The sequence below is a fragment of the Hymenobacter nivis genome (assembly GCF_006439025.1).
GTDB lineage: Bacteria > Bacteroidota > Bacteroidia > Cytophagales > Hymenobacteraceae > Hymenobacter > Hymenobacter nivis_A.
The window spans coordinates 469,160-491,148 of sequence record NZ_RCYZ01000003.1; the positions used below are offsets into that span (position 1 = coordinate 469,160).

At 69.4% G+C, this 21,989-nt stretch carries 23 protein-coding genes; 14 read left to right on the forward strand and 9 right to left on the reverse strand.

Features of this window, described 5'->3' with window-relative positions:
* The first annotated feature begins 4 nt into the window (after positions 1-4).
* A complete protein-coding gene (locus tag EAH73_RS09835) occupies positions 5-868 on the forward strand; it encodes a DUF481 domain-containing protein (RefSeq protein WP_140466311.1) in 864 nt (287 codons plus the stop codon).
* A gap of 253 nt (positions 869-1,121) precedes the next feature.
* Here the strand turns inward: EAH73_RS09835 and EAH73_RS09840 are convergent, their stop codons facing one another.
* Together EAH73_RS09840 and EAH73_RS09845 are read right to left on the reverse strand one after the other, a co-directional pair.
* Positions 1,122-1,340, reverse strand: a complete 219-nt coding sequence (locus tag EAH73_RS09840) for a hypothetical protein (RefSeq protein WP_140466312.1) — start codon at positions 1,338-1,340, stop codon at positions 1,122-1,124.
* Positions 1,341-1,418: 78 nt separating this feature from the next.
* A complete protein-coding gene (locus EAH73_RS09845; protein WP_140466313.1) occupies positions 1,419-2,186 on the reverse strand; it encodes a hypothetical protein in 768 nt (255 codons plus the stop codon).
* Between the two features lie 264 nt (positions 2,187-2,450).
* Between EAH73_RS09845 and EAH73_RS09850 the strand changes: the two genes are divergently transcribed.
* The 7 genes from EAH73_RS09850 (at position 2,451) to EAH73_RS09880 (ending at position 8,360) form a co-directional block, all read left to right on the forward strand.
* Entirely contained in the window at positions 2,451-2,906 is a 456-nt protein-coding gene (locus EAH73_RS09850; protein WP_140466314.1) for an ABA4-like family protein, read from the forward strand.
* Positions 2,907-2,933: 27 nt separating this feature from the next.
* Positions 2,934-3,776, forward strand: coding sequence for a hypothetical protein (locus EAH73_RS09855; protein WP_140466315.1), 843 nt, complete (start codon positions 2,934-2,936; stop codon positions 3,774-3,776).
* A 62-nt stretch (positions 3,777-3,838) separates the two neighbouring features.
* On the forward strand, positions 3,839-4,819 hold the full coding sequence (locus EAH73_RS09860) for an alpha/beta fold hydrolase (protein WP_140466316.1): 981 nt from the start codon (positions 3,839-3,841) through the stop codon (positions 4,817-4,819).
* 9 nt (positions 4,820-4,828) lie between these two features.
* Positions 4,829-5,881, forward strand: a complete 1,053-nt coding sequence (locus EAH73_RS09865; protein ID WP_140466317.1) for a sensor histidine kinase — start codon at positions 4,829-4,831, stop codon at positions 5,879-5,881.
* Between the two features lie 297 nt (positions 5,882-6,178).
* Positions 6,179-6,904: an NADPH-dependent F420 reductase gene (locus EAH73_RS09870; protein ID WP_140466318.1), complete on the forward strand. Its 726-nt coding sequence runs from the start codon at positions 6,179-6,181 to the stop codon at positions 6,902-6,904.
* Positions 6,905-7,105: 201 nt separating this feature from the next.
* A complete protein-coding gene (locus tag EAH73_RS09875) occupies positions 7,106-7,576 on the forward strand; it encodes a hypothetical protein (protein WP_140466319.1) in 471 nt (156 codons plus the stop codon).
* Positions 7,577-7,589: 13 nt separating this feature from the next.
* On the forward strand, positions 7,590-8,360 hold the full coding sequence (locus tag EAH73_RS09880) for a LytR/AlgR family response regulator transcription factor (RefSeq protein WP_140466320.1): 771 nt from the start codon (positions 7,590-7,592) through the stop codon (positions 8,358-8,360).
* A 62-nt stretch (positions 8,361-8,422) separates the two neighbouring features.
* On the opposite strand, the gene EAH73_RS09885 is transcribed toward EAH73_RS09880, so the two are convergent.
* The 4 genes from EAH73_RS09885 to EAH73_RS09900 all read right to left on the reverse strand — a co-directional run bounded on the left by EAH73_RS09885 (position 8,423) and on the right by EAH73_RS09900 (position 11,801).
* A complete protein-coding gene (locus tag EAH73_RS09885; RefSeq protein ID WP_140466321.1) occupies positions 8,423-9,229 on the reverse strand; it encodes a LytR/AlgR family response regulator transcription factor in 807 nt (268 codons plus the stop codon).
* Between the two features lie 108 nt (positions 9,230-9,337).
* Positions 9,338-9,841: a hypothetical protein gene (locus tag EAH73_RS09890; protein ID WP_140466322.1), complete on the reverse strand. Its 504-nt coding sequence runs from the start codon at positions 9,839-9,841 to the stop codon at positions 9,338-9,340.
* Positions 9,842-9,881: 40 nt separating this feature from the next.
* Positions 9,882-11,030, reverse strand: coding sequence for a sensor histidine kinase (locus tag EAH73_RS09895; protein ID WP_140466323.1), 1,149 nt, complete (start codon positions 11,028-11,030; stop codon positions 9,882-9,884).
* Positions 11,031-11,093: 63 nt separating this feature from the next.
* On the reverse strand, positions 11,094-11,801 hold the full coding sequence (locus EAH73_RS09900; RefSeq protein ID WP_140466324.1) for a hypothetical protein: 708 nt from the start codon (positions 11,799-11,801) through the stop codon (positions 11,094-11,096).
* A gap of 288 nt (positions 11,802-12,089) precedes the next feature.
* Here EAH73_RS09900 and EAH73_RS23975 point away from each other — a divergent pair, with 288 nt between their 5' ends.
* Positions 12,090-12,197 (forward strand): type IIL restriction-modification enzyme MmeI, encoded by a 108-nt coding sequence (locus EAH73_RS23975; RefSeq protein ID WP_317129383.1) that lies wholly within the window; start codon positions 12,090-12,092, stop codon positions 12,195-12,197.
* A gap of 267 nt (positions 12,198-12,464) precedes the next feature.
* On the opposite strand, the gene EAH73_RS09905 is transcribed toward EAH73_RS23975, so the two are convergent.
* Positions 12,465-13,250 carry a hypothetical protein gene (locus tag EAH73_RS09905; protein WP_140466325.1) on the reverse strand — a complete coding sequence of 262 codons (786 nt, stop codon included), beginning with the start codon at positions 13,248-13,250 and terminating at the stop codon, positions 12,465-12,467.
* Positions 13,251-13,433: 183 nt separating this feature from the next.
* Complete coding sequence (locus EAH73_RS09910) at positions 13,434-15,671, reverse strand: TonB-dependent receptor (RefSeq protein ID WP_140466326.1); 2,238 nt, start codon at positions 15,669-15,671, stop codon at positions 13,434-13,436.
* A gap of 170 nt (positions 15,672-15,841) precedes the next feature.
* On the opposite strand from EAH73_RS09910, the gene EAH73_RS09915 reads away from it, so the two are divergent.
* From EAH73_RS09915 to EAH73_RS09925, 3 genes are all read left to right on the forward strand, one after another.
* Positions 15,842-17,149, forward strand: a complete 1,308-nt coding sequence (locus EAH73_RS09915) for a PAS domain-containing protein (protein ID WP_140466327.1) — start codon at positions 15,842-15,844, stop codon at positions 17,147-17,149.
* An 85-nt stretch (positions 17,150-17,234) separates the two neighbouring features.
* Positions 17,235-18,521, forward strand: coding sequence for a PAS domain-containing protein (locus EAH73_RS09920; protein ID WP_140466328.1), 1,287 nt, complete (start codon positions 17,235-17,237; stop codon positions 18,519-18,521).
* 86 nt (positions 18,522-18,607) lie between these two features.
* A complete protein-coding gene (locus EAH73_RS09925) occupies positions 18,608-18,976 on the forward strand; it encodes a hypothetical protein (protein ID WP_140466329.1) in 369 nt (122 codons plus the stop codon).
* Between the two features lie 107 nt (positions 18,977-19,083).
* Here the strand turns inward: EAH73_RS09925 and EAH73_RS09930 are convergent, their stop codons facing one another.
* Complete coding sequence (locus EAH73_RS09930; RefSeq protein ID WP_140466330.1) at positions 19,084-19,851, reverse strand: TatD family hydrolase; 768 nt, start codon at positions 19,849-19,851, stop codon at positions 19,084-19,086.
* A gap of 222 nt (positions 19,852-20,073) precedes the next feature.
* Here EAH73_RS09930 and EAH73_RS09935 point away from each other — a divergent pair, with 222 nt between their 5' ends.
* Positions 20,074-20,454 (forward strand): BlaI/MecI/CopY family transcriptional regulator, encoded by a 381-nt coding sequence (locus tag EAH73_RS09935; RefSeq protein WP_140466331.1) that lies wholly within the window; start codon positions 20,074-20,076, stop codon positions 20,452-20,454.
* Positions 20,444-21,937: a POTRA domain-containing protein gene (locus EAH73_RS09940; protein WP_140466332.1), complete on the forward strand. Its 1,494-nt coding sequence runs from the start codon at positions 20,444-20,446 to the stop codon at positions 21,935-21,937. The genes EAH73_RS09935 and EAH73_RS09940 overlap by 11 nt, the downstream gene beginning before the upstream one ends.
* Positions 21,938-21,989 lie beyond the last annotated feature (52 nt).

Genomic DNA, 21,989 nt, shown 5'->3' on the forward strand with positions numbered 1-21,989 from the left:
AAAGATGCCGTTTTTGAAGTTTTGGGGCCCCGGGCTGCTGGCGCTGCTGCTGCTGGCCGCCGGCCCCGCCGCCCGCGCCCAGGGCACCGCCGACTCGACCCGCACCGCGCCCAAGGCCGACACCACCGCCACGCCCGCCGTGGCCCCCGCGGCCGGCGGCGCGGCCGGCCTGCCCCCCGCCGAGTTCGAAACCTACGCCGTGAAGGGCAAGGGCGTGCGCTACACGGCCTCGCTCACGGGCCTCTACACCACGGGCACCGTCGAGCGCATGTTCCTGAGCACCAGCCACACGGTCAATTTGTCATTCAAGGGCGGGCACTGGCTGGCCCCGGTGGCCCTCAACTTCAGCTACGGCAAGCAGGACGGCTTGCAGCGCGAGCGCGAGTTTTTGCTGCTCACCACGCCCACCTACCAGCAGGGGCGCTACAAGTTCTATGCCCTGGGCCAGACGGAGTACAGCAACCTGCGGGCCATCGACTACCGCCTGGTGGGGGGCCTGGGCGTGGGCTACCAGCTGTACCAGGATACGCTAAGCAACGAGGTGCACCTGAGCTACTTCCTGATGGGTGAGAAGACGCAGTACTACACCGATTTGCGCCGCCAGGTGCTGCGCCACTCGCTGCGCGCCAAGGGCAAGTACACGCGGGGCGGGGCCACGCTCACAGCCCTGGTGTACTACCAGCCGGCGGTAGGCAACGTCAACGGCGACTACCGCGTGAACGGCACGGGGGCCCTGTCCGTGCGCCTTTCGCGCCACCTGGCCCTGGCCGTTACCTACACCTACTCGCTCGAAAGCATCAACGTGGAGGGCCGCGCCCCCGTCAACACCAACCTATCGGTGGGCTTCACCTACGCGGCAGGCAAGTAGTGGCCGGCGGCCCTCCCGGCCAGCCGTATCATTTTGTTAAACAGCAAGCTACATTCTACATTTTTCAGGCTTTTTAGCCCACCTGAAATAAAAAAAGGCGAAGGATTAAAAACCCGAACAATCAGGTTTTTAATCCTTCGCCTTTTTTCACGTTAAGCAATTGGGCAAAAGCAAACAGTCAGTGCTTTCGACGCAAATTATTGTTGATTAAGAACATTAGCCATCAGCTAATGGCTCAGCAAAGGCGCTGGTACTAGCGGGCCGAGCGCGGGGCTGCCGGGGCCTGGAGGGCCCCCAGCGGGGCCGGGGCGGCGGGGGCAGCGGCGGGGGCCACGGCAGCTACCGGGGCCGGCGGGGGGGCCGGGGCGTTGCCGCCCTTGGCCAGCCACACGGCCGGCAGCAACAGCAAACCGAAGATCCAACGGACGCCGCGGGCGTCGGGTACAAACGCCGAAATCCAACCGAAACGCATACAAGTACTATTTATTGGGTGGGAGAGGTGGCAAACATAAGCCGACAGCACCCACACCGCAATAGCCCGGCGCAACAATTATTCGCTGCGCAGCCCTTTTTGCGAAAATAACCGCTCGCGGCCCCGCACCACGGCCACCAAATCGTTGACGAAAAGCTTGCCGCGCAGGAAAAAAATGGGCCCGCTCAGCTCTTTGCGCACCGCGGCGTTCACAAACACCGGGGCCCGCCAGCCGGCCCCCGCCCCCAGCCCGGCCCAGCGGAAAATGCGCATCTGGGCGTTGGCGCTGGGCTCGATGACGCCCATGAAGTCGTGGGGCGTTTCCTGGTGGGTGCCGTCGGGCGAGATGTACTCCACATAGGCATTGCCGAGGCCCGCCTGGATGGGCACGCTCAGCTCCCAGCGGCGGTTTTCGATGAGCACGTACTCGCCGTAGAGGGCCAGGTAGCGGAAGCGCAGGTCGGCGCGGGCGTCGTCGTCCACGCCGTCGGGCCGGGCGCGGCGGGTGGGGATGCGGCTGCTGAGGAAGTACACGGCCGCGCCGGTGCGCAGGCGGTTTTTCCACTCCAGGCCCAGCTTCAGGCCGTTGATGGTGACGAAGTGGCCGTTGATGATGGAGTAGCGGGCGTCGAAAAACGCCACCACCCGGGGCTTGGGCAGCCGCGCCACCGCGTGCCGCCGCACCGTATCGGACCCGATGCGGAGCTGGCTGTGGCCCATTCCGGGGAGCTGGGCCCGGGCCGCCAGCGGCAGCAGGGCCCCCAGCCACAACAGCAATAGCCCCCGCCGTGCCCCAGAGCCAAGGGCCTGGCGGCTAACAACAAACAGGTAATCAATCAACGTCACGCGGCGGGTGCGCAAGCCTGGCCATAGCCGCTGCGCTTAATAGGCAAAGAGGGGGTTAACCCGCAACGGGCGCTTTGGTTCAGAAAGCCGGGCGTGGGGGCCCGGGGCCCTCCGCAATTCGTGCGCCAGAATGGGGCCCCACCCGTCGCTTCGCCCCGCCTGGCGGCGGCTTGGCCCCGGCGCGGGGGCGCTTCGCCCCGAATGGGCTGGCGGCCGGCGGGGCCCGCTGCTACTTTTGACGCACTTCCCGCCGCGAAAACCGCCATGCCCACGCCCGACTTTTTATTTTCGCTGGCCAACCCCGCTGCCCTGCTCGGCTGGGCCCTGCTGGGGCTGGCCCCGCGCAGCCGCTTCACCAAGGCGCTGGTGCTCAATGGGGCCCTACCGCTGGCGCTGGCCGCGGTCTACGCGGTGCTCATCGCGGCGCACTACCTGGGGCCCCACGGCGGCGAAGGCGGCTTTGGGTCGCTGGCGGCGGTGGCGGCGCTGTTCCGCGACCCGTGGGCGCTGCTGGCGGGGTGGGTGCACTACCTGTGCTTCGACCTGTGGACGGGGGCCTGGGAAGTGCGCGACGCCCAGCGCCGCGGCCTGCCGCACGCGCTGGTGGTGCCGGCGCTGGCCCTCACGTTCTTGTTCGGGCCGGTGGGCCTGCTGCTGTATTTCGGGCTGCGCGGGCTGTGGGCCCGCAAGACCGCTTCGGCTTCTTCGCCAATCAATTAGTCCCGCTGCCCTCACCCCTGCCGCCTTATGGAAACGCTGCTGCCCTTCGCCATTCGCCCCACTCCTACCGCCTTGTCCGCAGCGGCTGGGGCCCTGCGCACCTTGCACCGCGCCAGCCCGGCGCTGTCGGGGGTGGGCTGGCTGCACGTGGGGCTGGCCGGGCTGGCCCTGGTGCTGCTGCCCCTCGACCACCGCCACGTAATGGGGGCCCTGGTCTGGTTGAAGCCCCTCAAATTCGCCCTCTCGGGCACTGCCTACCTCTGGACGCTGGGCTGGCTGCTGGCCGACCTGCCCGCCCCGGCCCAGCGGGCGGTGCGCCGCCTCGGCGGCGGCGTGGCCCTGAGCATGGCGGTCGAAATCGCCATCATTTTTGTACAGGCCGGGCGCGGGGTTTCCTCGCACTACAACCAGAGCAGTGCCCTCAATGGCCTGCTGTTCGGGCTGATGGGGATTTTCATCGCGCTGAACACGGTGCTCACCGCCGGGGCCCTGTACCTGGCCTGGCGCTACCGGCCGCAGGGCCCGGCGGGCTACGCCTGGGGCGTGCGGCTGGGGCTGCTGGTGTTTCTGGTGGGCTCGGCCCTGGGGGGCCTCATGATTCGGGCCCAGCAGCACACCGTGGGGGCCCCCGACGGCGGCCCCGGCCTGCCCGGCCTGGGCTGGAGCACCGCCGCCGGCGACCTGCGCGTGGCCCACTTCCTGGGCCTGCACGCCTTGCAGGCGCTGCCGCTGCTGGGCGCAGCCCTGAGCCGCTGGGCCCCGCGCCGGGCCGTGGCCGGCACCTGGCTGGGCGCGGCCCTGTACGCGGGGGCCGTGGGCGCGCTGCTGCTGGGGGCCCTGGCGGGCCGCCCGCTGTGGGCCGGCCGCTGAGGTAGCCACGGCACCTGGGCGCAGGCCATTCTATTTGTAGTCTGTTTTCTTTTCCTCCCCCAATGCACCGCTTTCACCGCCGCCCGCTCGTTCAAATTTTTGCCTTCGTCCTCGTCCTAATCGGGCTGGCCAGCGCGCCAGCCGCGGCGCAGAAATCCCGCGCCCCCCGCGCCGGGGCCCCGGCGCTGCCCAGCGGCGAGCTGGCCTTCCGCACCTCCGATTCGGTGCGGCTGTTTGTGAAGGTGGCGGGCCGGGGCGTACCGTGCGTGTTTGTGGCCGGGGGCCCCGGCGCGGGCAGCTACGCCTTCGAGCAGTTGGCCGGCCGGGCCTTGGAAAGCTCGCTGCAACTGATTTACCTCGACCAGCGCGGCAGCGGCCGCTCGGCCAGCGCCCCCGGCCACGATTACCGCCTGGCCCGCCAGGTACAGGACCTGGAGGAGCTGCGCATTCGGCTGGGCCTCCGGCAGTGGGTACTGCTGGCGCACTCCTTCGGGGGCGTCATTGCCACGGCCTACGCCCAGCGCTACCCGGCCCGGGTGCAGGCCCTCATCCTGGCCAATGCCGTGCTGAACCCCTCGGCCTCGCTGGCCAGCATGGTGCACTACGGCGACAGCCTGCTGCCCGCCGCGGCCCGGCCCGCACTGCCGGCGGGTGCGCCACTGCCCCAGCAATTGGGCCTGGCGATGCAGGCCCTGGGTCAGCAAGGCATTATGTACCAGCTGCAATACGCCGCCGATACCACGGCGGCCCGCGCCGGCCGCGTGGCGCGCCAGGTGCCCGGCAACCAGGATTTTGCAGCCCACGTGTTCGACTTCTCGGAGTACGGGCAGGACTACGCGCCCGCTACGGCGGCCCTGGCCATGCCCGTGCTGGTGCTGGCTGGGCACGACGACTACACCGCGGGGCCCCGGCACTACCGCACGTTCCGGTTTCCGCACCAGCAAGTGGTGGTGCTGCCCGGCCGCCACAATTCGCTGACGGAGCAGCCCGCGGCGGCCCAGCGGGCGGTGCGCACCTTTGCGGCGGCGCTGCCCAAGCGCTAGCCCGTGCCCATGCCGTTGCCCGCTTTCCCCCCGCTTCGTGACCGCCGCCTGGTGCTGGTGGGGCTGGTGCTCATCAGCCTGGTGATGACGCTGGGCAGCGGCAAGTGGGCGTTTCAATCGGCGGCGCACTTTGGCGTCACCTGGGGCTGCTCGCTGCTGTACACGCTGGTGCTGGGCCTGGGCAACCGCGAAATTTGGCGGCAGCTGCAGCGGCGCTACCCGCACGTGGCCCAAACGCGCCGGCGGCTGTGGTACCTGGGGCTGGGCAGCGCGGCCTACACCTGCGCGGCCACGGTGGCCCTCACGCTGGGCCTGGCCTGGGCGGGGCCGGGCGTGAACGCCTCGCCGCAGGCGCTGCTGCTCATCGCGGCCATCAACTTGGTGCCCACGCTGGTTGGGCAACTCATTTACGAAAGCCGCCACACCTTCCAGCAGTGGGAGGCCACCGGGCGCCGCGCCGACCAGCTGGCCCAGGCCCAAACCCAGGCCCAGCTCGACGCCCTGGCCCAGCAGCTCGACCCGCACTTTTTGTTCAACTCCCTCAACACGCTCGCCGCCCTCATCGAGCCCGCCAACGCCCCCGCCCAGCAGTACCTCGAGGGCCTGGCCGACGTGTACCGCTACGTGCTGCTGAGCCGCGACCGCCCCACCGTGCCCCTGGCCGAGGAGCTGGCCTTCGTGCGCACCTACGTGGCCCTGCAAAAGGTGCGCTTCCGCGACAACGTGCAGGTGCGCTACGACGTGCCGCCCGGGGCCCTGGCCCGCCGCGTGGCCCCGCTCAGCGTGCAGCTATTGGTAGAGAACGCGCTGAAGCACAACGAGGCCTCGCGGGCCCGCCCCCTGCACCTGCACCTGGTAGTAGATGCCGCCGCCGGGGCCCTGCGCGTAGAAAACACCTGGCAGCCCCGCCCCGCCGGCCTGGCCCCCGGCACCGGCCTGGGCCTGGCCAACGTGCGCCGCCGCTACGCCCTGCTGGGGGCCCCCAACCCGGTCGAAATCGTGCAGGATGCCCGCACGTTTGCCGTCACGCTGCCCCTGCTGGGGGAAGGGGTGGGGGCGTGAGGCTGTGAAAGTGAAGAAGAAACCGGGCGGGCGCGGCAAGTACAACGGCCTGCCCCGGCGGGGCAACTCAGCGGCAGCCACTGCTGCCGCCGCGTTTCGGTGGGGCTGATTGACAGCCGTTTGGGTCCGTCCTGATTTAAAAGTGCGCCGCCCCGTGCCCCGCCCGGGGGCCCGCGCCGCGCAGGGGCCCCGGGCGGGGCACGGGGCAGCGGGACAAACAATTCCGCCGGCCGGCCGGTCTTGCTACACGCGGCAGCGCGCTGCCGCCCACAACTTGTTCATTAAGCTTTTCTTACTATGAAAATTGGAATCATTGGCGCCGGCCACATCGGCAGCGCCCTGGCCGTGCGGCTCGTCAGCCTCGGCCACTCGGTGCTGATTGCCAACTCGCGGGGCCCCGAAACCCTGGGCGACGTGGCCCAGAAAACCGGCGCTACCGCCGCCACGGCCCGCGAGGCGGCCCAGCACGGCGAAATCATCGTGGTCACCATCCCGCTGATCAACATCCCCGACCTCGACAAAAACCTGTTTGCGGGCGTGCCGGCCGATGTGCCGGTCATTGACACCAGCAACTACTACCCCATGCTGCGCGACGGCCACCTGCGCGAGCTGGAAACCGGCCCCCTCACCGAGAGCGAGTGGGTGCAGCAGCACCTGGGCCGCCCGGTGGTGAAGGTGTTCAACAACATCTACGCCGACCACCTCGAGAAAAAAGGCACCCCCGTGGGCACGCCCGGCCGCATTGCCCTGCCCGTAGCCAGCGACGACGAGGCCGCCAAGCGCAAGGTGATGGACCTGGTAGAGGAGATGGGCTTCGACGCTGTGGACGACGGCACCCTGCGCGAATCGTGGCGGCAGCAGCCCGGCACCCCCTCCTACGGGGCCGACTGGCCCGAAAACAAGCTGCGCGAGCACCTGCGCAGCCTGGGCCACGAGCGCACCGAGGAGCAGCACAAGCAGTACCTGGCCAACCACGCCGAAGCCGAAAAGCAGATGGCCGCGCAAGGCATCAAGCTAAAGTAAGCCGCAGCAGGGCCCCCAGGGCCCTATCTTGCTGGCATTGAAGCGCACAGCCCCGGTGGGGCGGCCCGGCTGCACGCAGCAGCGCGGGGCTGCCCCGCCGGGGCTGTGCCGTTGCCGGGCGGCCAGCGGGCAGTGGCAAGTGCGCGGGCGGCGGCATCTTTGCCGGGCGGCGGGCCGGGGCCCCACTTTTCGTTTTCTGTTATGAAGCCACTGCTGGTATTGGTCGTTGCGTTTGGGCTGGCGCTGGGGGGCACGCGGCTGTGGCTGGGCCACGTCGATTATGCGTGGGCGGGCAACGTGGCCATGGCCACCATGCTGGTATTCACGGGCATTGCCCACGTGCCCTACGCGCGGGGCATGGCCCAGATGCTGCCCGCCTGGCTGCCCGCCAAGGCGGCCTGGGTGTACGGCACGGGCGCGCTCGAAGTAGCGGGCGGCCTCGGGCTGCTGGTGCCCGCGTGGCGGCCACTGGCGGCGGCGTGCCTGCTGGTGTTCTTCGTGGCTATTTTTCCGGCCAACGTCATTTCGGCCTTCAAGCACCTCGACTACCAGCGCGGCACCCGCACCGGGCCGGGCCCCGCCTACCTCTGGTTTCGGGTGCCGCTCCAGCTGCTGTTTCTGGCCTGGACGTGGTACTTTGGCCTGCACCGGGCGGGCGGCCTGCCCGGGTAGTATTGCCGTGCCCATGCTCACCGTGCTCATCCTCGAAGACGAATACCCCGCTGCCGAGCGCCTGCAGCGGCTGCTGGCCCAGGCCGCGCCCGGGGCCCAGGTGCTGGCCGTGCTCGATACCGTGGCCGGGGCCCTGGCCTGGCTGGGGGCCCACCCCGCGCCCGGCCTCATCCTCAGCGACATCCAGCTGGCCGATGGCCTCAGCCTCGACGTGTTTGCCCAGGCCCTGGTGCGCAGCCCGGTCATCTTCACCACCGCCTACGACCAGTACGCCCTGCAGGCCTTCCGGGCCAACGGCATCGATTACCTGCTCAAGCCCCTGAAGCTGGCCGAGCTGCAAGCGGCCCTGGCCAAGCTGCCCGCGGGGCCCGCCGCCGCCGCTGGGGCCCCGGCCTCGTTCAACATCGAGCGCCTGCTCGACGCCCTGCCCCGCCCCCAGCGGCCCCACAAAACGCGGTTTCTGGTGCGCCAGGGCGAAACCCTGCTGCCCCTGCCCACCGCCGACGTGGCCTGGTGCCAGAGCCGCCACGACACCACCACGCTGGCCACCCACGACGGCCGCCGCTTCGTGGTCGACTACACCCTCGAGCAGCTCGAGGCCTTGCTCGACCCGGCCCAGTTTTGCCGCCTCAACCGCCAGCTCATCGCCCAGCTGCCGGCCGTGCGCCGGCTGGTGCCCCACTTCGGCGGCAAGCTGCTGGTGGACCTGCACCCCGCCCCCACCGGCGAGATTGTGGTGAGCAAGGAGCGCGCCGGGGCCCTCAAAACCTGGCTCGAAGGCTAAGTCCGCGGCCCCATTTGCTAGCCTAATTCATCCCCGCTGGTAGGGTTAGGGCCCTGGCCACGCTACCGGTCCAGCCAGCTTTTGAAGAGGGTCACTTTCTCGCGGCTCACGAGTACCTGGGCGTCGGGGGCGGCGGGCTTCAGCACGGTTTGCAGGCGCGAGTTGGTGTAGTGCACGATGTCGTGGATGGCGGCTTGCTGGGCCAGGTAGGCGCGGTTGAGGCGGAAGAACCGGGCGGGGTCGAGCAGGGCTTCGAGCTGCTCCATCGTGTAGTCAACCACGTACTTGCGGCCCTCGGTGGTTTGGAGGAAGGTAGCTTTTTCGAGGCTGAAAAAGTACGCCACCTGCTCGACGGGCACCACCTTGAGGTGCTCGCCCACCCGCACCACAAACTGCGCTTTGTAGCTGGCCGCGGGCGCGGGCTGGCGCAGCTGCTGCACCAGCTGGGCCAGGGCGGCGGCGTCGAGCAGCGGGGCGGCGGCGGGCGCGGGGGCCCCGGCGGCGGGCGGGGCCAGGCGCTGGCGCAGCTTGGCCACGGCGCCGCGCAGCTCCTCCTCGTCAATGGGCTTGAGCAGGTAATCCACGCTGTTCACCTTAAAGGCGCGCAGGGCGTACTGGTCGTAGGCGGTGGTGAAGATGACCGGGCACGGCACCGCCACCTGCTCGAACAGCTCGAAGCTGAGGCCGTCGGCCAGGTGAATGTCGAGGAAGAGCACGTCGGGCGCGGGGCCGGCTTGCAGCAGGGACACGGCTTGCGCCACCGACTCGGCGGGGCCCAGAATCTCGAACGGCTCGGGCAGCTTGTGGAGCAGGGCGGCCAGGCGGCGGGCGGCCAGCGGCTCGTCCTCAACGAGTAGGGCGCGGAGCATGGAATGGGCTTGGGGGTGAATGAGTGGCGGCGCAGAGCCGGGGGCCGTTCGGGGCAACTGGGGCGCAAGCTCGCCACGGCGGCCGATTTTAAAAAGAATAGCGGCCGGCTAGGGGCTGCGCTGGGCGTCTACGCTGTCGCGCAGCTGCCGCACTTGCCGGTTGAGCGCGGGGCTCTGGCACACAACCGGGCTGAACGCCCGCAGCGCCACGTCGCCCTCGGCGGCCCGGGCCAGCCGCCAGATGACGGTGCCGCTGTGCAGGTGCCAGGCATCGGCCAGCGCCGGCCGCAGGCGCACCATCACCGTGGTTTCTACCAGCGGGCTGAAGGCCGGTTGGCTAACCGCCACGGGCCGCAGCTGCCGCAGTGCCCGCAGCAGCGGGGCAATGGTGGCGGCCGTGCGCAGCTGAAACGGCCGGGCCGGCCGCCCGCGCCGGTCGGGCAGCAGGGGGTAGCAGGTGATGCTTTCCACGTCGGCGGGCCGGGCCTGGCGCAGGGCCCCGGCCACCGCGGGGTAGGCATCGGGGGTGGCGGCCCGGCTGGTCAGTAGCCAAAGCAAGCCCGCGGCCAGCGCGGTGGCCAGCAGCAGCAGCGCAGATGTACTCTTTTTCACGTGGTAGGGCCCCTGCCAGCGCCCGCCGCAGGCCCTTCGCCTACAACGCCAGCAGCGGCAAGGTTACGACAAACTCGGCGCCCACGGGGCCCGCCGCCACGGGCCGGTCGGTGAGGAAGGCGTAGCGGGCGCGCAGGTTTTCGAGGCCCCGGCCCGAGGTTTCGCCGGGGGCCAAGCGGCGGGGGCGCAGGGTGTTGCGCACGGTGAGGGCGGCGGCGGCCGCGTCCACGGCCACGCGCAGGCGCAGGGGGTCGGCCTGGTAGGCGGTGTTGTGCTTGAGGGCGTTTTCGAGCAGCAATTGCAGGGCCAGCGGCGGCAGAAACAAGCCGGCCAGGGCCCCGGCGGGCGGCACGTCTAGCTCCACTTGCAGGGCTTCGTCGAGGCGGTTTTTTTGCAGGAATACGTAGGCTTCAGCGAAGGCCAGCTCCTCGGCCAGCGGCACCAGCTCCTGGCTTTGGCTATCGAGCACGTAGCGGTACACGCTGCTGAGCTGCCGGATGAAGCGCACGGCGCGGGCAGGGTCGGCCTCCTCCACGAGGCCGGTGAGGGCGTTGAGGGAATTGAAGAGGAAGTGCGGATCGACCTGCCGGCGCAGCGAATCGAGCCGCGCCACGGCCGATTCCTTTTCGAGCCGCTCGGCCCGCACGGTGGCCTCGCGCCAGGCCAGCAGGAAGGAGCGCGAGTGCATGAAGAGCGAGATAACCACCGTGGTGAGCAGCGGGAAAGCCGAGTTCTCGAAGAAATGGTGGCCCAGGGTGTAGCCCAGCGGCCGGTGAAACAGCAGCACCGCCGAGAGCTCGCCGACCAGCACAATTACCAGCAGCGAGGCCAGCAGCGACAAGCCCACCGTGAACAGCAGCCGGCGCACGGGCCGCGCGCTCCAGCCGGAGCGCAGGTTCAGCAGGTCGGCGGTGTAGGCGTTGGCAAACCACAGCCCCGCCGCGTAGCAAAAGCCGATGCCGCACGACACGGCGTAGCCCAGCGGGTCGCGCCAGGGCGGCGGCGCGTACAGGAAGGCGGTGCCCGCGCAGGCCAGCGCAATCCAGCCCAGCACCCGCCCAAAGGCCCGCACGTTGGAGCGCGCTACCGTGGCCACCCAGGGCGTGCCGGGCGGGGCGGTATTGGCGTAAGGCGGGGCGGGCGGCGGAGGCGAAGGCACGGCGGGCGGGGCAACGAGGGAAGGGGCCATAAAACTAGCGGCGAAGGGGGCAAAGTGGGCGCGACGAGCGGGGGCCCCTGGGGGCCCCGGCCGCTACCTGCTGGCCTGGGCGGGGGCGCCGTACTCCTTCAGGCGGGCCGTTACTTGGTACTGGCCCCAGGTGGGCGCCAGGGCGCTGGCGGGCTTAAAGGCCGCAAACTTGGCCTGGGCGGCTTCGAACAGCGGGCGGGCCGCGGCGGCGCCCCCGCCGTACTCGGAGGGCATGTGGTACAGGTTGTTAGCCGCAATCAGGTACGGGCGGGGGTTGGCGGGGTTCAGGGCTTCGGCTTGGGCCACGGCATCGCCGGCCAGCTCCGAGTACTGCTGGCCGCGCTCCATGGGGGCCACCATCAGCCGGGCCTGGTACACGTAGGCCTGCAGCGCGAGCAGCTCCGATTCGTCGCCCTTCAGCTGGCGGGCCTGGCCGATGGCCTTCTCGGCTTGGTCGAGGGTGTTATCCTTGGCCGTGGCGTTGTCCTGGCTGCCAAACGTGCTGATGGCCAAAGCGTAGGCCTGGTAGTAGCGGGGCAGCCAATCGGTGGGGGCCGCAGCGGCGGCGCGCTCCATCTTGGCCGCCCCGGCTTGCAGCACGGCCGGGTCGCCGGTGCGCGTGATTTCGGCAATGGCCTGGGCCATGCCCTCGGCGTAGCCGGCGGGCGCGGCGGCCGCAGCGGCGGGTTTGGCGGGGGCCCCGGGCTTGGTTTGGGCGGTGGCGGCAAGGGCAAAAGCAGCGAGGGCGAGGGTGAAGAGCGACTTTTTCATGGCGGGGGTTGGGGGTGAAAAGGTGGTTGGGTGCGTTGATGATTCAAAGGTGGCGGCCCGGCTGGGGGCCCCAAACTTTCTGTTGCCCAAGCGTCGGTTGGGGCGGATGAACCGGCGGATTAGGGCCCCGGGGGTTTGGCGGCGGGCCATGAAAAAAGACTACTCCGGGGAAAGGCCAGGCCCCGCCACAACCCACCGCCTTATTCCAAGAACATCGTCTACAACAGTTTCCCCTGGCCCACGCCGCAGAACAAAGAGGCCCGCCAGACGGTAGCCGCTGCCCAGGCCGTGCTTAGTACCCGCACTGCCCACCGCACGCTCGACGCCCGCGTGGAGCGCCTCTACCGCGCCAAGCGGTTCACCCACGACACCGAGTGCGTCCAACACCTAATTTAAGCGCTACGCCGACTTGAGCACTTCCCTGTCCCCTGCCCACGAACAGCATCCACGGGGCCCCAAGCGTCACGGCGGAGCTGGCCGCTCGGGCTGGGCAGCGACCTCAGCAGCGGCGAGGCGCAGGCGTTCGCCTGCCTCGTGTGCCGCCGGGCCACCCAGCCGGCCCTTGGTGCAACGTATGCTGTCAGGACCGGCGGGCCGGCCGCGCCCTTACCAGGCGGGGCCGCGCAAGTAGCCGAGCCGGGCCCTGGTCGGCCGGCAGCCCGCCTACGGCAGCATCAGTTCGACGTAGGTATACGGGGCGTCGTAGCCATCGGGCAGCAGGCGGGCCTGCGCCAGCACCACGGTGCGCGGGCCCGCCCAGCGGGGGCCATCCGGGCCCCAGTGCTGCGGGTTGCGCAGCCAGCACGGGCGCGGGGCGCCGGGGCCTAGTTGAACGAGTTGCAGGCCAGCGGGGCCTTCCAGGCCCTGGTCTTCGTACAAGCCGCTGGCGGCGCAGAGCAGATAGCGGCTATCGGGCGACACGACCGGGAAACCCACCAGGTTGGTGCGCTGCCCGGTGCGCTGGTCGACGAGGCAGTGATACGAGTGATGAAGCTCGCTGAAGCCGAAGCGCGAGCGGTGAAGCTCATTCGCCGCTACCAGCCACTGGTGGGTGCCGGGCAGCGGCCCGCAGTAGGAATAGGTGCCGGTACCCAGGTTGTAGGAGCCTTGCCCACCGGGCAGCTCAACCTGTTCCTGGGTGTTGCGAAACGTAACGGCCGGGCCCTGGGCGGGCTGCAAAATCAAGGTGGCATCCTGGCGGCGCACCCGCCCCGTATCGGCCGTGAGAGTTGCTTCGTAGTCTGCCTTGTACAAGGTATCTTCCGGCACGCGCCGGAAAGCCGCCTCCGTGATGGGCTTCAGGTGGAGCACCCCGCCGCCGGCTACGTGCAGCGTATCGTAGGCCGAAGAGCGGTCGGTATCGGCCGAGCGCAGGGCGGTGCCCGTGGCGGGCGCATCAGCATTGCAAGCCACCAGCAATAAAGTAGCGAGGAGCAGCAGGTACTTCATGTCGCTAAACTTACAACCCGCCACCCAATCGGTGACCCGTAGACAGGGCGGCCAATCCTGGCCCGCGGCCCCCGATGCCGACTGCGTCGCCAGCGCCTTCATCCTACCAGCCGTTGGGCTGTAGGTTACGAAGTGGAGCGGGCAGGAACAATTTACGTAAGCGTTGCTCGCTGCCATCCCCACTCATTCCGGGGCCACCTCGGTATTCCCAGGCGCCTTCTTATTAATGGAGATGAACACGCCTATGAACAGCATGCGCGGGGCCGAGGGGGCCAGGGCCACGCCCTGGTACTGGCCGCTGGCGTCGGGGGCGGCGGCGTAGCGGTAGCCGTAGGTGTTGGCGCGGCCCAGCACGTTGCTGGCCGACACGTTCACGATGGTGTACTGGCCCAGGATGTGGGTGAGGTAGCTGGCGCTCAGGCTCAGGTCCTGGTAGCTGGGGGTGCGGGCCTGGTTGTAGCCGGGCCGGTTGGGGTCGAAGTAGGCGCGGGGGCTGTTGTAGGCGGCGGTGGCCCCGAACTGCGTGTGCAGCCGCGGCACCCAGTACTTGGCCACCAGGCTCAGGGCGTGGCGGGCGGCGAAGGTGGGCACGGCCGGCACGGGGTCGGCGCGGTACTGGCGCACGGTGGCGAGGTAGCCGTAGCTCACCCAGTAGTCGAGGCGGGGCACGCTGGTGCGGTCGCGCCAAAACGCGTCGAAGCCCCGGGCGTAGCCCTGGCCGCCGTTTCGGTAGGCGCTGGCGGCCATAAAGTTGGCTGGGTCGTAGGTCACCAGCTGGGCGTAGCTTTTCTGGTACACTTCGCCCCGCAGCGTGCGGCCGGCGGCGCTGCGCTCGTAGCTGAGCTGCAGGTGCTGGGCGCGCTCAAAGCCCAAATTGTGCGTGAAGCGGAGCAGGTCGTTGGTGGGCGTTTGGTAGAAGTAGCCCCAGGCGGCGGCCAGCTGGCCGTGGGGCCCCAGCCGGTAGGCCAGGGCCAGGCGCGGGGCGGCGTTGGCGCGCCCGAGCAGGGCCGAGTACTCGGCGCGGGCCCCGGCGCGGCCGGCCAGGCGGTGGCTCAGCACCAGCTCGCTTTCGGCGAAGGCGGCCACGCGCTGCTCGTCGAAGCCGGTGCGCAGGGCCCCGGCGGCTCCGGCAGCGGCGGTGTCGGGCCGGTAGGTTTGGCGGTAGCGCTGGGCCAGGCCCTCGGCGCCCACTTTCAGGTTGAACCAGGTGCTGGCCGAGTCGTTGGTGAGCACGAGGCGGGCCACGGCCGACTGCTCCACGTCGCGCACGGCCAGGGCCCCGGGGCGCACGTCGTTGTCGTCGCGCGTGAGGGCCAGGCCGGAGTTCAGGCTCCAGCCGCGGCGCAGCGGGGCCCGGAAGGTGGCGTTGAGGTAGTCGTTGGTGTTGGCCAGGGCCACGGCGCGGCCCTGGGCGGCGTATTCGGGGGCGGGGTCGGGCTGAAGGGCGGCCACGGTTTGCCGGGCGAAGGTGCCGTAGACTTTCAACAGGCCGTAGCGGCCCACTTGCTGCACCAGCCGCACCGAGCCGCCGCGGGTTTCGTAGGCCTGCGCCTGGCCCTGGGGCACGAGGCGAAAGTAGGGCCCCAGGTTGGTGTAGTCGGCGCTGGCGGCCAGGGAGGTGCGTGCCCAGCGGTGCACGTGCGAGAGGCCGCCGCCCACGCTCATCAGCGACACGCCGGTTTGGGTTTCGGGGGCCAGGTCGGTGCTGTTCAGGGCCACCACCGCGCTCAGGGCCTGGCCGTACTCGGCCGAGTAGCCACCGGTGCTGAACACCAGGCCTTTGAAGAGCAGCGGCGAGAACCGGCCCCGGGCCGGCAGGTTGGGCACGGCCCCGGCGTAGGGGCTCTGCACGGGCAGGCCGTCGAGGTACTGCTTGGTTTCGGAGGCCGCCCCGCCGCGCACGAACAATTTCCCCTCCTCCCCCACCCGCGTGGTGCCGGGCAGCGCGTTCAGGGCCCCGGTGATGTCGCCCAGGGCCCCGGCGGTGGTCAGCACGTCGAGGGCCGTGAGGGCGGTGCCGCGCTTGGCGTCGCTGGCCTCGAAGGCACCGGCCGTCACCACCACGTCGCCGAGCTGGGCGCGGCTGGCCTTCAGCACAATACCGGGCACGGCCACGGGGCCCCCGCCCAGCACCACGGGTACCTCCGCGGGCTCGAAGCCGATGAGCCGCACCGCCAGCACCAGGGCCCCGGCGGCGTGGTTGGTGCCGAAGCTAAAGCGCCCCAGCGAGTCGGTGCTGGCCCCGTCGAAGGTCGTTTTCAGGAACACGTTGGCGCCGGGCAAGGGCTGGCCGGCAGCGTCGCGCACGGTGCCGCTGAGTGAATGCGTGCGTGAGTGAATCGGTGATGGGGCCGGGGTTTGGGCCCGGGCGGGGCGGGCGGCGGGGCCCAGCAGCAGGGCGGCGAGGAGCAGGTATTTCATGGGCCAGGAGGCGGAGGGCAGGTTGCTGGCCCAAAAGTGCCCGGCCGCCGGGGGCCCCCCAACTGCCCGTTTCCGAAGCGCCGAATGGGCCCGACGAAGCGCGGGCGCGGGGCCCCCAACCCGTACCGCCCGGTTTGCGTAGCGGGGAGAAATTATTCTGCCCGCTGCCCATGCCCGCCGCCGCCGACCTCGCCGCCGACTACCAGTACCTGTTCCACCACCTGCCCGACTCGTACCTGCTGCTGGCCCCCGACGGCACCGTGCGCGACAACTCCGATCTGCACCAGCAGGCCTCGCTGCAACCGCGCGCCACCGTGGTGGGCCGCAACATCTTCGCCGCTTACCCCTCGGCCCCCGAAAGCCAGCGCACCCTGAACGAGTCGCAGGACCGCGTGCGTCACACCTTGCAGCCCGACACCATGCCCCTGCTGCGCTACGACCTGGACCTGCCGGCCGCGCAGGGCGGCGGCACCCAGGAGTTGTACTGGGAAGTGACGCACTACCCCATCCTGGGCCCCGATGGAACGCTGCTGCACATCTTGCAGCGGGCCACCGACGTGACGGCCGCCACCCGCGCCGCCGCCCAGGCCGCCGACACCCAGCGCGCCCTCGACGAAACCCGCACCCGCACCCAATTCATCCTCGAAAGCCTGCCCTTGCAGGTGTGGACCACCACGCCCGCCGGCCAGGCCGACTTCTTCAACAGCCGCTGGACCGACTTTACCGGCCGCACGCTGGCCGACACCCTGGGCAACGGCTGGGCCCAGGACCTGCACCCCGACGACCTGCCCCGCACCTACGCGCTGTGGCAGCAGGCCCTGGCCACCGGCGAGCCCTTCCAGGGTGAGTACCGCGTGCGCCGCCACGACGGCCAGTACCGCTGGTTCCAGGCCATGGCCGTGCCCCGCCGGGGCCCCAGCGGCGACGTGCAAATGTGGGTGGGCGCCAACGCCGATATCCACCAGCAGAAGCTGATGGTGGCCGAGCTGCTCGAAGCCAACGAAACCCAGGCCACCCTGGCCGACCAGGCCTACACCACCGCCGAGCAGGTGCAGCAGCAGCGCGAAACCCTGTTTCAGGTGTTCATGGATGCGCCGCTGGCCGTGGCGGTAGTGCGCGGCAGCGATTACCGCTACGAGTTCGTCAACCGCCGGTTCCTTATGGCCATGGGGCAGGTGAACGTGGTGGGCCGCACCGTGGCCGAGGCCTTCCCCGGGCTGGTGGCCCAGGGCTACCTCACGCCCCTGGCCGAGGTGTACCGCACGGGCCAGCCGTTTTCGGCCCGGGAAGTGCTCTTGCAGCTGCCGGCCACTGCGGCCCAGCCCGCCCGCGATATCTACATCGACTACACTTACCAACCCTTCTTCGAGGACGGCCGCGTGGCCGGCGCCACCTCGTTTTCCTACAACGTGACCGAATTGGTAACGGCCCGCCGGACTTTGGAAAACCTTGGGCTCAGCGCCGCCAAAGCTTCGTAATTTTTTTATATTTTTAACGTACATAAGTACTACGCAGCGCCCTAAACGCCCTGAAGTAGCACTATTTTTTGATTCTTTGTTGCGTATGCCCGCTCCTGCTTTGCCCGTCGATTACCAGGCTTTGTTCCGCAAGCTGCCCGAAAACTTTTTGCTGATGCGCCCCGACGCCACCATCGTCGACAACACCGACGGGCACGTGGCCGTGGGGATGAAGCCGCGCGCCGAGGCCGTGGGCCAGTCTTTATTCGACGCCTACCCGTCGGTGGACCAGAACGAGGGCGACAAGATTTTTCAGTCGCACGAGAACGTGCGCCGCACCTTGCAGCCCGACGTCATGCCCCTCATCCGCTACGACCTGGAGCGGCCCGCGGCGCAGGGCGGCGGCTTTGAGGAGTCATATTGGCAGGCCACGCACTACCCCATCCTGGACGACGACGGCCAGCTGGAGTACATCCTCCAACGCACCCAGAACGTGACGGAGGCGCACCGGGCCGCCCTGCTGGCCGCCGAAACTCAGCGCGCCCTCGACGAAATGAACCGCCGCACGCGCTTCATCCTCGAAAGCCTACCGGTAATGGTGTGGACCAACCGCCCCGACGGCACGCCCGACTACTTCAATCCCCGCTGGCTGGAGTTTACCGGCGAAACCGCGGCCGCCCTCGTGGCCAGCAACTGGGGCGAGCGCGCCCACCCCGACGACCGCACCGCCCTGGCCGCCGGCTGGGCCCACGCCCTGGCCACGGGCCAGGAATTCCAGCTCGAGTACCGCCTGCGCCGCCACGACGGCCAGTTCCGTTGGCTGCTCATCCGGGCCGCCCCGCGCCGCGAGGCCGACGGCCGCATCAGCATGTGGGTGGGCACGGCCGTCGACATCAACGAGCAGCGCGAAATGGTGGCCGAGCTACTGGCCAACAACGAGTTGCAGGCCAGCCTTTCCGACCAGGCCTACCAGAGCGCCGAGCTGGCCCAGCAGCAGCGCTCGGCCTACTACAACCTGTTTATGCAGGCCCCGGCGCCCATCTGCATCCTGCGGGGCCCCGAGTACCGCTACGAGTTCGTCAACCCCCGTTACCAGAGCCTGTTCCCCGGCCTCGAGCTGCTGGGCCGCCCCCTGGCCGAGGCGCTGCCCGAGGTGGCCGCCAGCGGCTTCGCGCAAATCCTCGACGACGTGCTGGCCACCGGCCAACCTTTCCACGGCCAGGAAATGCCCGTGCCGATGCCCGCCGCGGCGGGGGCCCCGGCCCGCACCGGCTACTTCACCTTCACCTACCAGCCGTTCATCGAGGCCGGGGAGCGCGACGGCATTGCCGTGTTTGCGTTTGAAGTCACCGACCTGGTTCTGGCCCGCCAGGCCCTCGAAAAAAATGCGTAGCCGGGGCCCATTTGCCGCTTTGGTCCGCTGTTTGCAGCCGCCGCCGGCGCTAACTTTGTTCATCCACCCTGCCCTGCCCCTCCCACATGGAATTAACCAACCTGGATTTTCAGCAAGCCAGGATTAAGCAGGTGCTGTTTAAATCGCGCCTGCGCTCGGTGCTCTACGGGGTGCGCGAAGCCGACGAGGCGCTGTTTGCCCGCCCCCTCAACCCACTTGGGCAGTGGCTCGACGCGGTGGTGCGCCCCAAGTACGGGACCCACCCCGAAGTGCGCGAAATCGAGCAAGTGCTCCAGCAAATGCTCAGCACCGGCCGCGACCTGGCCGCCCAGTACAAGCGCGGCCAAATTGAGGAAGCCCGCGCCGGCCTCGACCGCGTGAACGCCCAGGCCGAACGCATCGACACCCTGTTTCAGCAGCTGGAGCGCCGCGCCAAGATGGCCCAGGCCGCCTAGCTTTTCTTCTGACTCCTAACCGCCGCGGGCGGCCTCCACCCGGGGGCCGCCCGCTTTGCGTTGCAGCAGAGTCCGCCAGCATGTAGCGCGGACTCGCAGCGCCCGCGCTACAGGTTGAACAGCGCGGCGGCGTTGCGGGTGGTGGCTTCGGCCACGGCCTCGGGCGACTGGCCCAGCAGGGCAGCCACGCGGTGCAGCACCAGGGGCAGGTAGGCGGGCTCGTTGCGCTTGCCCCGGTAGGGCACGGGGGCCAGGTAGGGGCAGTCGGTTTCGAGCAGCAGGTGCTCCAGGCCGATGCCGGGCAGGAACTTGTCGGCCCCGCCGTTCTTAAAGGTGGCCACCCCGCCAATGCCCAGCATAAAGCCCAGCCCGATGGCCTGCGCCGCCTCGGCGGGCGTGCCCGAGAAGCAGTGGAACACCCCGCGCAGGGTGCCGTCCTGGGCGGCTTCCACCAGGGCCATGGTTTCGGCGAAGGCCTCGCGGGTGTGCAGCACAATGGGCAAGTTGTGCTTTTTAGCCAGGTTCAGCTGAATCTTCAGGGCCTCCTGCTGCTCGGCGAGCAGGGTTTTGTCCCAGTACAAATCGAGGCCGGCCTCGCCCACGGCGGCGAAGGGGCGGCGGCCCAGCCACTCCTCCACTTCGTAGAGCTGCTGCTCGAAGCCGCGCGTGACGGAGCACGGGTGCAGGCCCATCATGGCGAAGCAGGTTTCGGGGGCCTCGGCCTCCAGGGCCAGCATGCCGTCGATGCTGCTGTGGTCGATGTTGGGCATCACGATGGTGCCCACGCCCGCGTCTTGGGCGCGGCGCAGGGCAGCGAGGCGGTCGGGCCCGAACTGCTCGGAGTAGAGGTGGGCGTGCGAATCGGTAAGGTGCATAGCGCGGGCAAAGGTCGGGCCCCCGGGGCGGGCGGGCCAAACCAGTTGCCCGGGGGCCCCAGCAGCCACGCAACCCAAGTTAGCCTTCGGCGCGGGGTACTGGCTTCACAATCAACGCACAAAACGCATTCCCAAGCTCTCCCAAATTGGCACAAACGCATTGATACGTTTTATAACGTAAAAATAAGTTGTCAAACTGAAACACCAGTTATACATTTGGGCATGGAAGAACTCACCAAAACCGAGGAGCGTATCATGCAGGTGCTGTGGAAGCTGAAGAAGGCGTTTGTAAAGGACGTCATCGAGCACTTGCCCGACGAGCCCAAGCCGCCCTACAACACCGTATCATCGGTGGTGCGCATTTTGGGGCGCAAGGGCTACGCGGGCTTTAAGGCCTACGGCAAAACCTACGAATACTTCCCGCTGGTGAGCAAGATGGAGTACCGCGCGGCCAGCCTCAAACGCATGCTCAGTCAGTACTTCGACGACTCGCCCACGGCCCTGGTATCGTTCATGGTGGAGGAAACCCTGAGCCAGCGCGAAAAGCAGCAGCTCCTCGACTTGCTCCACGACTCCGAAAACCCCACCGGCGATGCTCGCTAACGGCCTGTGGTATTTGGCCGGGGCCAGCTTTTGCCTGGCCGTGCTGGCCCTGGCCTACCGCCTGCTGCTGGCCCACCTCCCCGCCTTCGCCTGGAACCGCGCCTACCTGCTGGGGGCCCTGGCGGCCGGGGCGCTGCTGCCGCTGGCGGCGCGGCCGGGGCTGGCGGCGCTGCTGCCCCACGCCGCAGGGGGCCCGGCGGGGGCGCTGCCCTTTGCGCTGCACTGGCCGCCGGGGGCCCCGGTGGCGGCCGCCGCGGCCGGCGCAACGGCCGGAACGCCCGGGCCCAATTGGGCCGCGCTGGCGCTGGGGGCCCTGGCGATTGTGTACGGGCTGGGGGCCCTGCGCCGGCTAGTAGCGGCTGCACGCAACCTGGGGGCCCTGCGGCGGCTGGCCCGGCAGCACCCGCGCACCCCGCTGGCGGGCTGCACGGTGGTGCACCTGCCCCCGCCCGGCCTGCCGGCCTTTTCCTTCGGGCGCTACGTGTTTCTATCACCGCTGCACGAGGCGCTGAGCGCCGCCGAGCGCGACCAGCTGCTGCGCCACGAGCAGGTGCATGTACGCCAGCGCCACACGCTCGATTTGCTGCTGGTGGAGGCCCTGGGCGTGGTGTTCTGGTTCCACGGCGCGGTGCCCTACTTCGGCCGGCAGCTGAAGGCGGTGCACGAGTACCTGGCCGACGCGGCCGTGGCGCGCACCCCGGCCGGCCCCGTGCGCTACGGCGAGCTGCTTATCAAGCTCGCGGCCCAGCAGCCGCCCTTCGCTTTGGTGCACGCCTTCGCCGCGCCCAAACAGCTTTTTCTCCGCATCCAAATGCTCACCCAACCCCCCGCTACGCCCATGCAAAAACTACGTTTTCTCGCCGTGCTGCCCGTGGCAGCTTTCGCCTGGGCTGCCACGGCCTGGGCCGCGCCGGCCCCCAGCCACCCCACGCCCGGGGCCCCCAGCGCCCGCACCTTGGCCGCGGCACCGGGGGCCCCGCGCATCGGCCGCATTACCTGGCGGGGCAACGCGGCGGTGCCCGCCGACCGGCTGAACGCGGCGCTGGGGCTGCGGCCCGGCGACGCGTACGACTCGCTAACGGTGGAAAAGCACCTGAACTACAACCCATCTGGCAACGACGTTTCCTCGCTGTACATGGACCACGGCTACCTGTTCTTCCAGGTAATGCCCGTGGCCACGCGCCAAGCCGACGGCACCGTGGACCTGGCTTTTAATGTAACTGAGGGCCACCCGGCCAAGCTGCGCCGCGTGTACATCACCGGCGGCCTCGACGCCTCCGCCCAAGCGGCGCTGCTGAAACGGCTGCCGCTGCGCACCGGCGACGACTTCAGCCGCGCCAAGCTCGTCGAAACCAACCGCCTCCTGGTGCAGGAAGGCAAATTCGACTCCCAGAAAATCCGTATCAACCCCCAGCCCATTGTGCGCCCCACCGAAGCCACCGATTTGCTGGACATTGAGTTGGTACTGGTGCCCAAAGCCTGACTTTAGGCACGGACCAGCAGCGCATTACGCAAGACCCGGCCAATAATGCAGC

What these genes read in the sequence shown, in the direction of transcription:
- EAH73_RS09835 (WP_140466311.1), top strand. Translation starts at nt 5, where the DNA reads ATGCCGTTTTTGAAGTTTTGGGGCCCCGGGCTGCTGGCGCTGCTGCTG.
- EAH73_RS09840 (WP_140466312.1), bottom strand. Translation starts at nt 1,340, where the DNA reads ATGCGTTTCGGTTGGATTTCGGCGTTTGTACCCGACGCCCGCGGCGTC.
- EAH73_RS09850 (WP_140466314.1), top strand. Translation starts at nt 2,451, where the DNA reads ATGCCCACGCCCGACTTTTTATTTTCGCTGGCCAACCCCGCTGCCCTG.
- EAH73_RS09855 (WP_140466315.1), top strand. Translation starts at nt 2,934, where the DNA reads ATGGAAACGCTGCTGCCCTTCGCCATTCGCCCCACTCCTACCGCCTTG.
- EAH73_RS09860 (WP_140466316.1), top strand. Translation starts at nt 3,839, where the DNA reads ATGCACCGCTTTCACCGCCGCCCGCTCGTTCAAATTTTTGCCTTCGTC.
- EAH73_RS09865 (WP_140466317.1), top strand. Translation starts at nt 4,829, where the DNA reads ATGCCGTTGCCCGCTTTCCCCCCGCTTCGTGACCGCCGCCTGGTGCTG.
- EAH73_RS09870 (WP_140466318.1), top strand. Translation starts at nt 6,179, where the DNA reads ATGAAAATTGGAATCATTGGCGCCGGCCACATCGGCAGCGCCCTGGCC.
- EAH73_RS09875 (WP_140466319.1), top strand. Translation starts at nt 7,106, where the DNA reads ATGAAGCCACTGCTGGTATTGGTCGTTGCGTTTGGGCTGGCGCTGGGG.
- EAH73_RS09880 (WP_140466320.1), top strand. Translation starts at nt 7,590, where the DNA reads ATGCTCACCGTGCTCATCCTCGAAGACGAATACCCCGCTGCCGAGCGC.
- EAH73_RS09885 (WP_140466321.1), bottom strand. Translation starts at nt 9,229, where the DNA reads ATGCTCCGCGCCCTACTCGTTGAGGACGAGCCGCTGGCCGCCCGCCGC.
- EAH73_RS09895 (WP_140466323.1), bottom strand. Translation starts at nt 11,030, where the DNA reads ATGGCCCCTTCCCTCGTTGCCCCGCCCGCCGTGCCTTCGCCTCCGCCG.
- EAH73_RS09900 (WP_140466324.1), bottom strand. Translation starts at nt 11,801, where the DNA reads ATGAAAAAGTCGCTCTTCACCCTCGCCCTCGCTGCTTTTGCCCTTGCC.
- EAH73_RS09905 (WP_140466325.1), bottom strand. Translation starts at nt 13,250, where the DNA reads ATGAAGTACCTGCTGCTCCTCGCTACTTTATTGCTGGTGGCTTGCAAT.
- EAH73_RS09910 (WP_140466326.1), bottom strand. Translation starts at nt 15,671, where the DNA reads ATGAAATACCTGCTCCTCGCCGCCCTGCTGCTGGGCCCCGCCGCCCGC.
- EAH73_RS09915 (WP_140466327.1), top strand. Translation starts at nt 15,842, where the DNA reads ATGCCCGCCGCCGCCGACCTCGCCGCCGACTACCAGTACCTGTTCCAC.
- EAH73_RS09920 (WP_140466328.1), top strand. Translation starts at nt 17,235, where the DNA reads ATGCCCGCTCCTGCTTTGCCCGTCGATTACCAGGCTTTGTTCCGCAAG.
- EAH73_RS09925 (WP_140466329.1), top strand. Translation starts at nt 18,608, where the DNA reads ATGGAATTAACCAACCTGGATTTTCAGCAAGCCAGGATTAAGCAGGTG.
- EAH73_RS09930 (WP_140466330.1), bottom strand. Translation starts at nt 19,851, where the DNA reads ATGCACCTTACCGATTCGCACGCCCACCTCTACTCCGAGCAGTTCGGG.
- EAH73_RS09935 (WP_140466331.1), top strand. Translation starts at nt 20,074, where the DNA reads ATGGAAGAACTCACCAAAACCGAGGAGCGTATCATGCAGGTGCTGTGG.
- EAH73_RS09940 (WP_140466332.1), top strand. Translation starts at nt 20,444, where the DNA reads ATGCTCGCTAACGGCCTGTGGTATTTGGCCGGGGCCAGCTTTTGCCTG.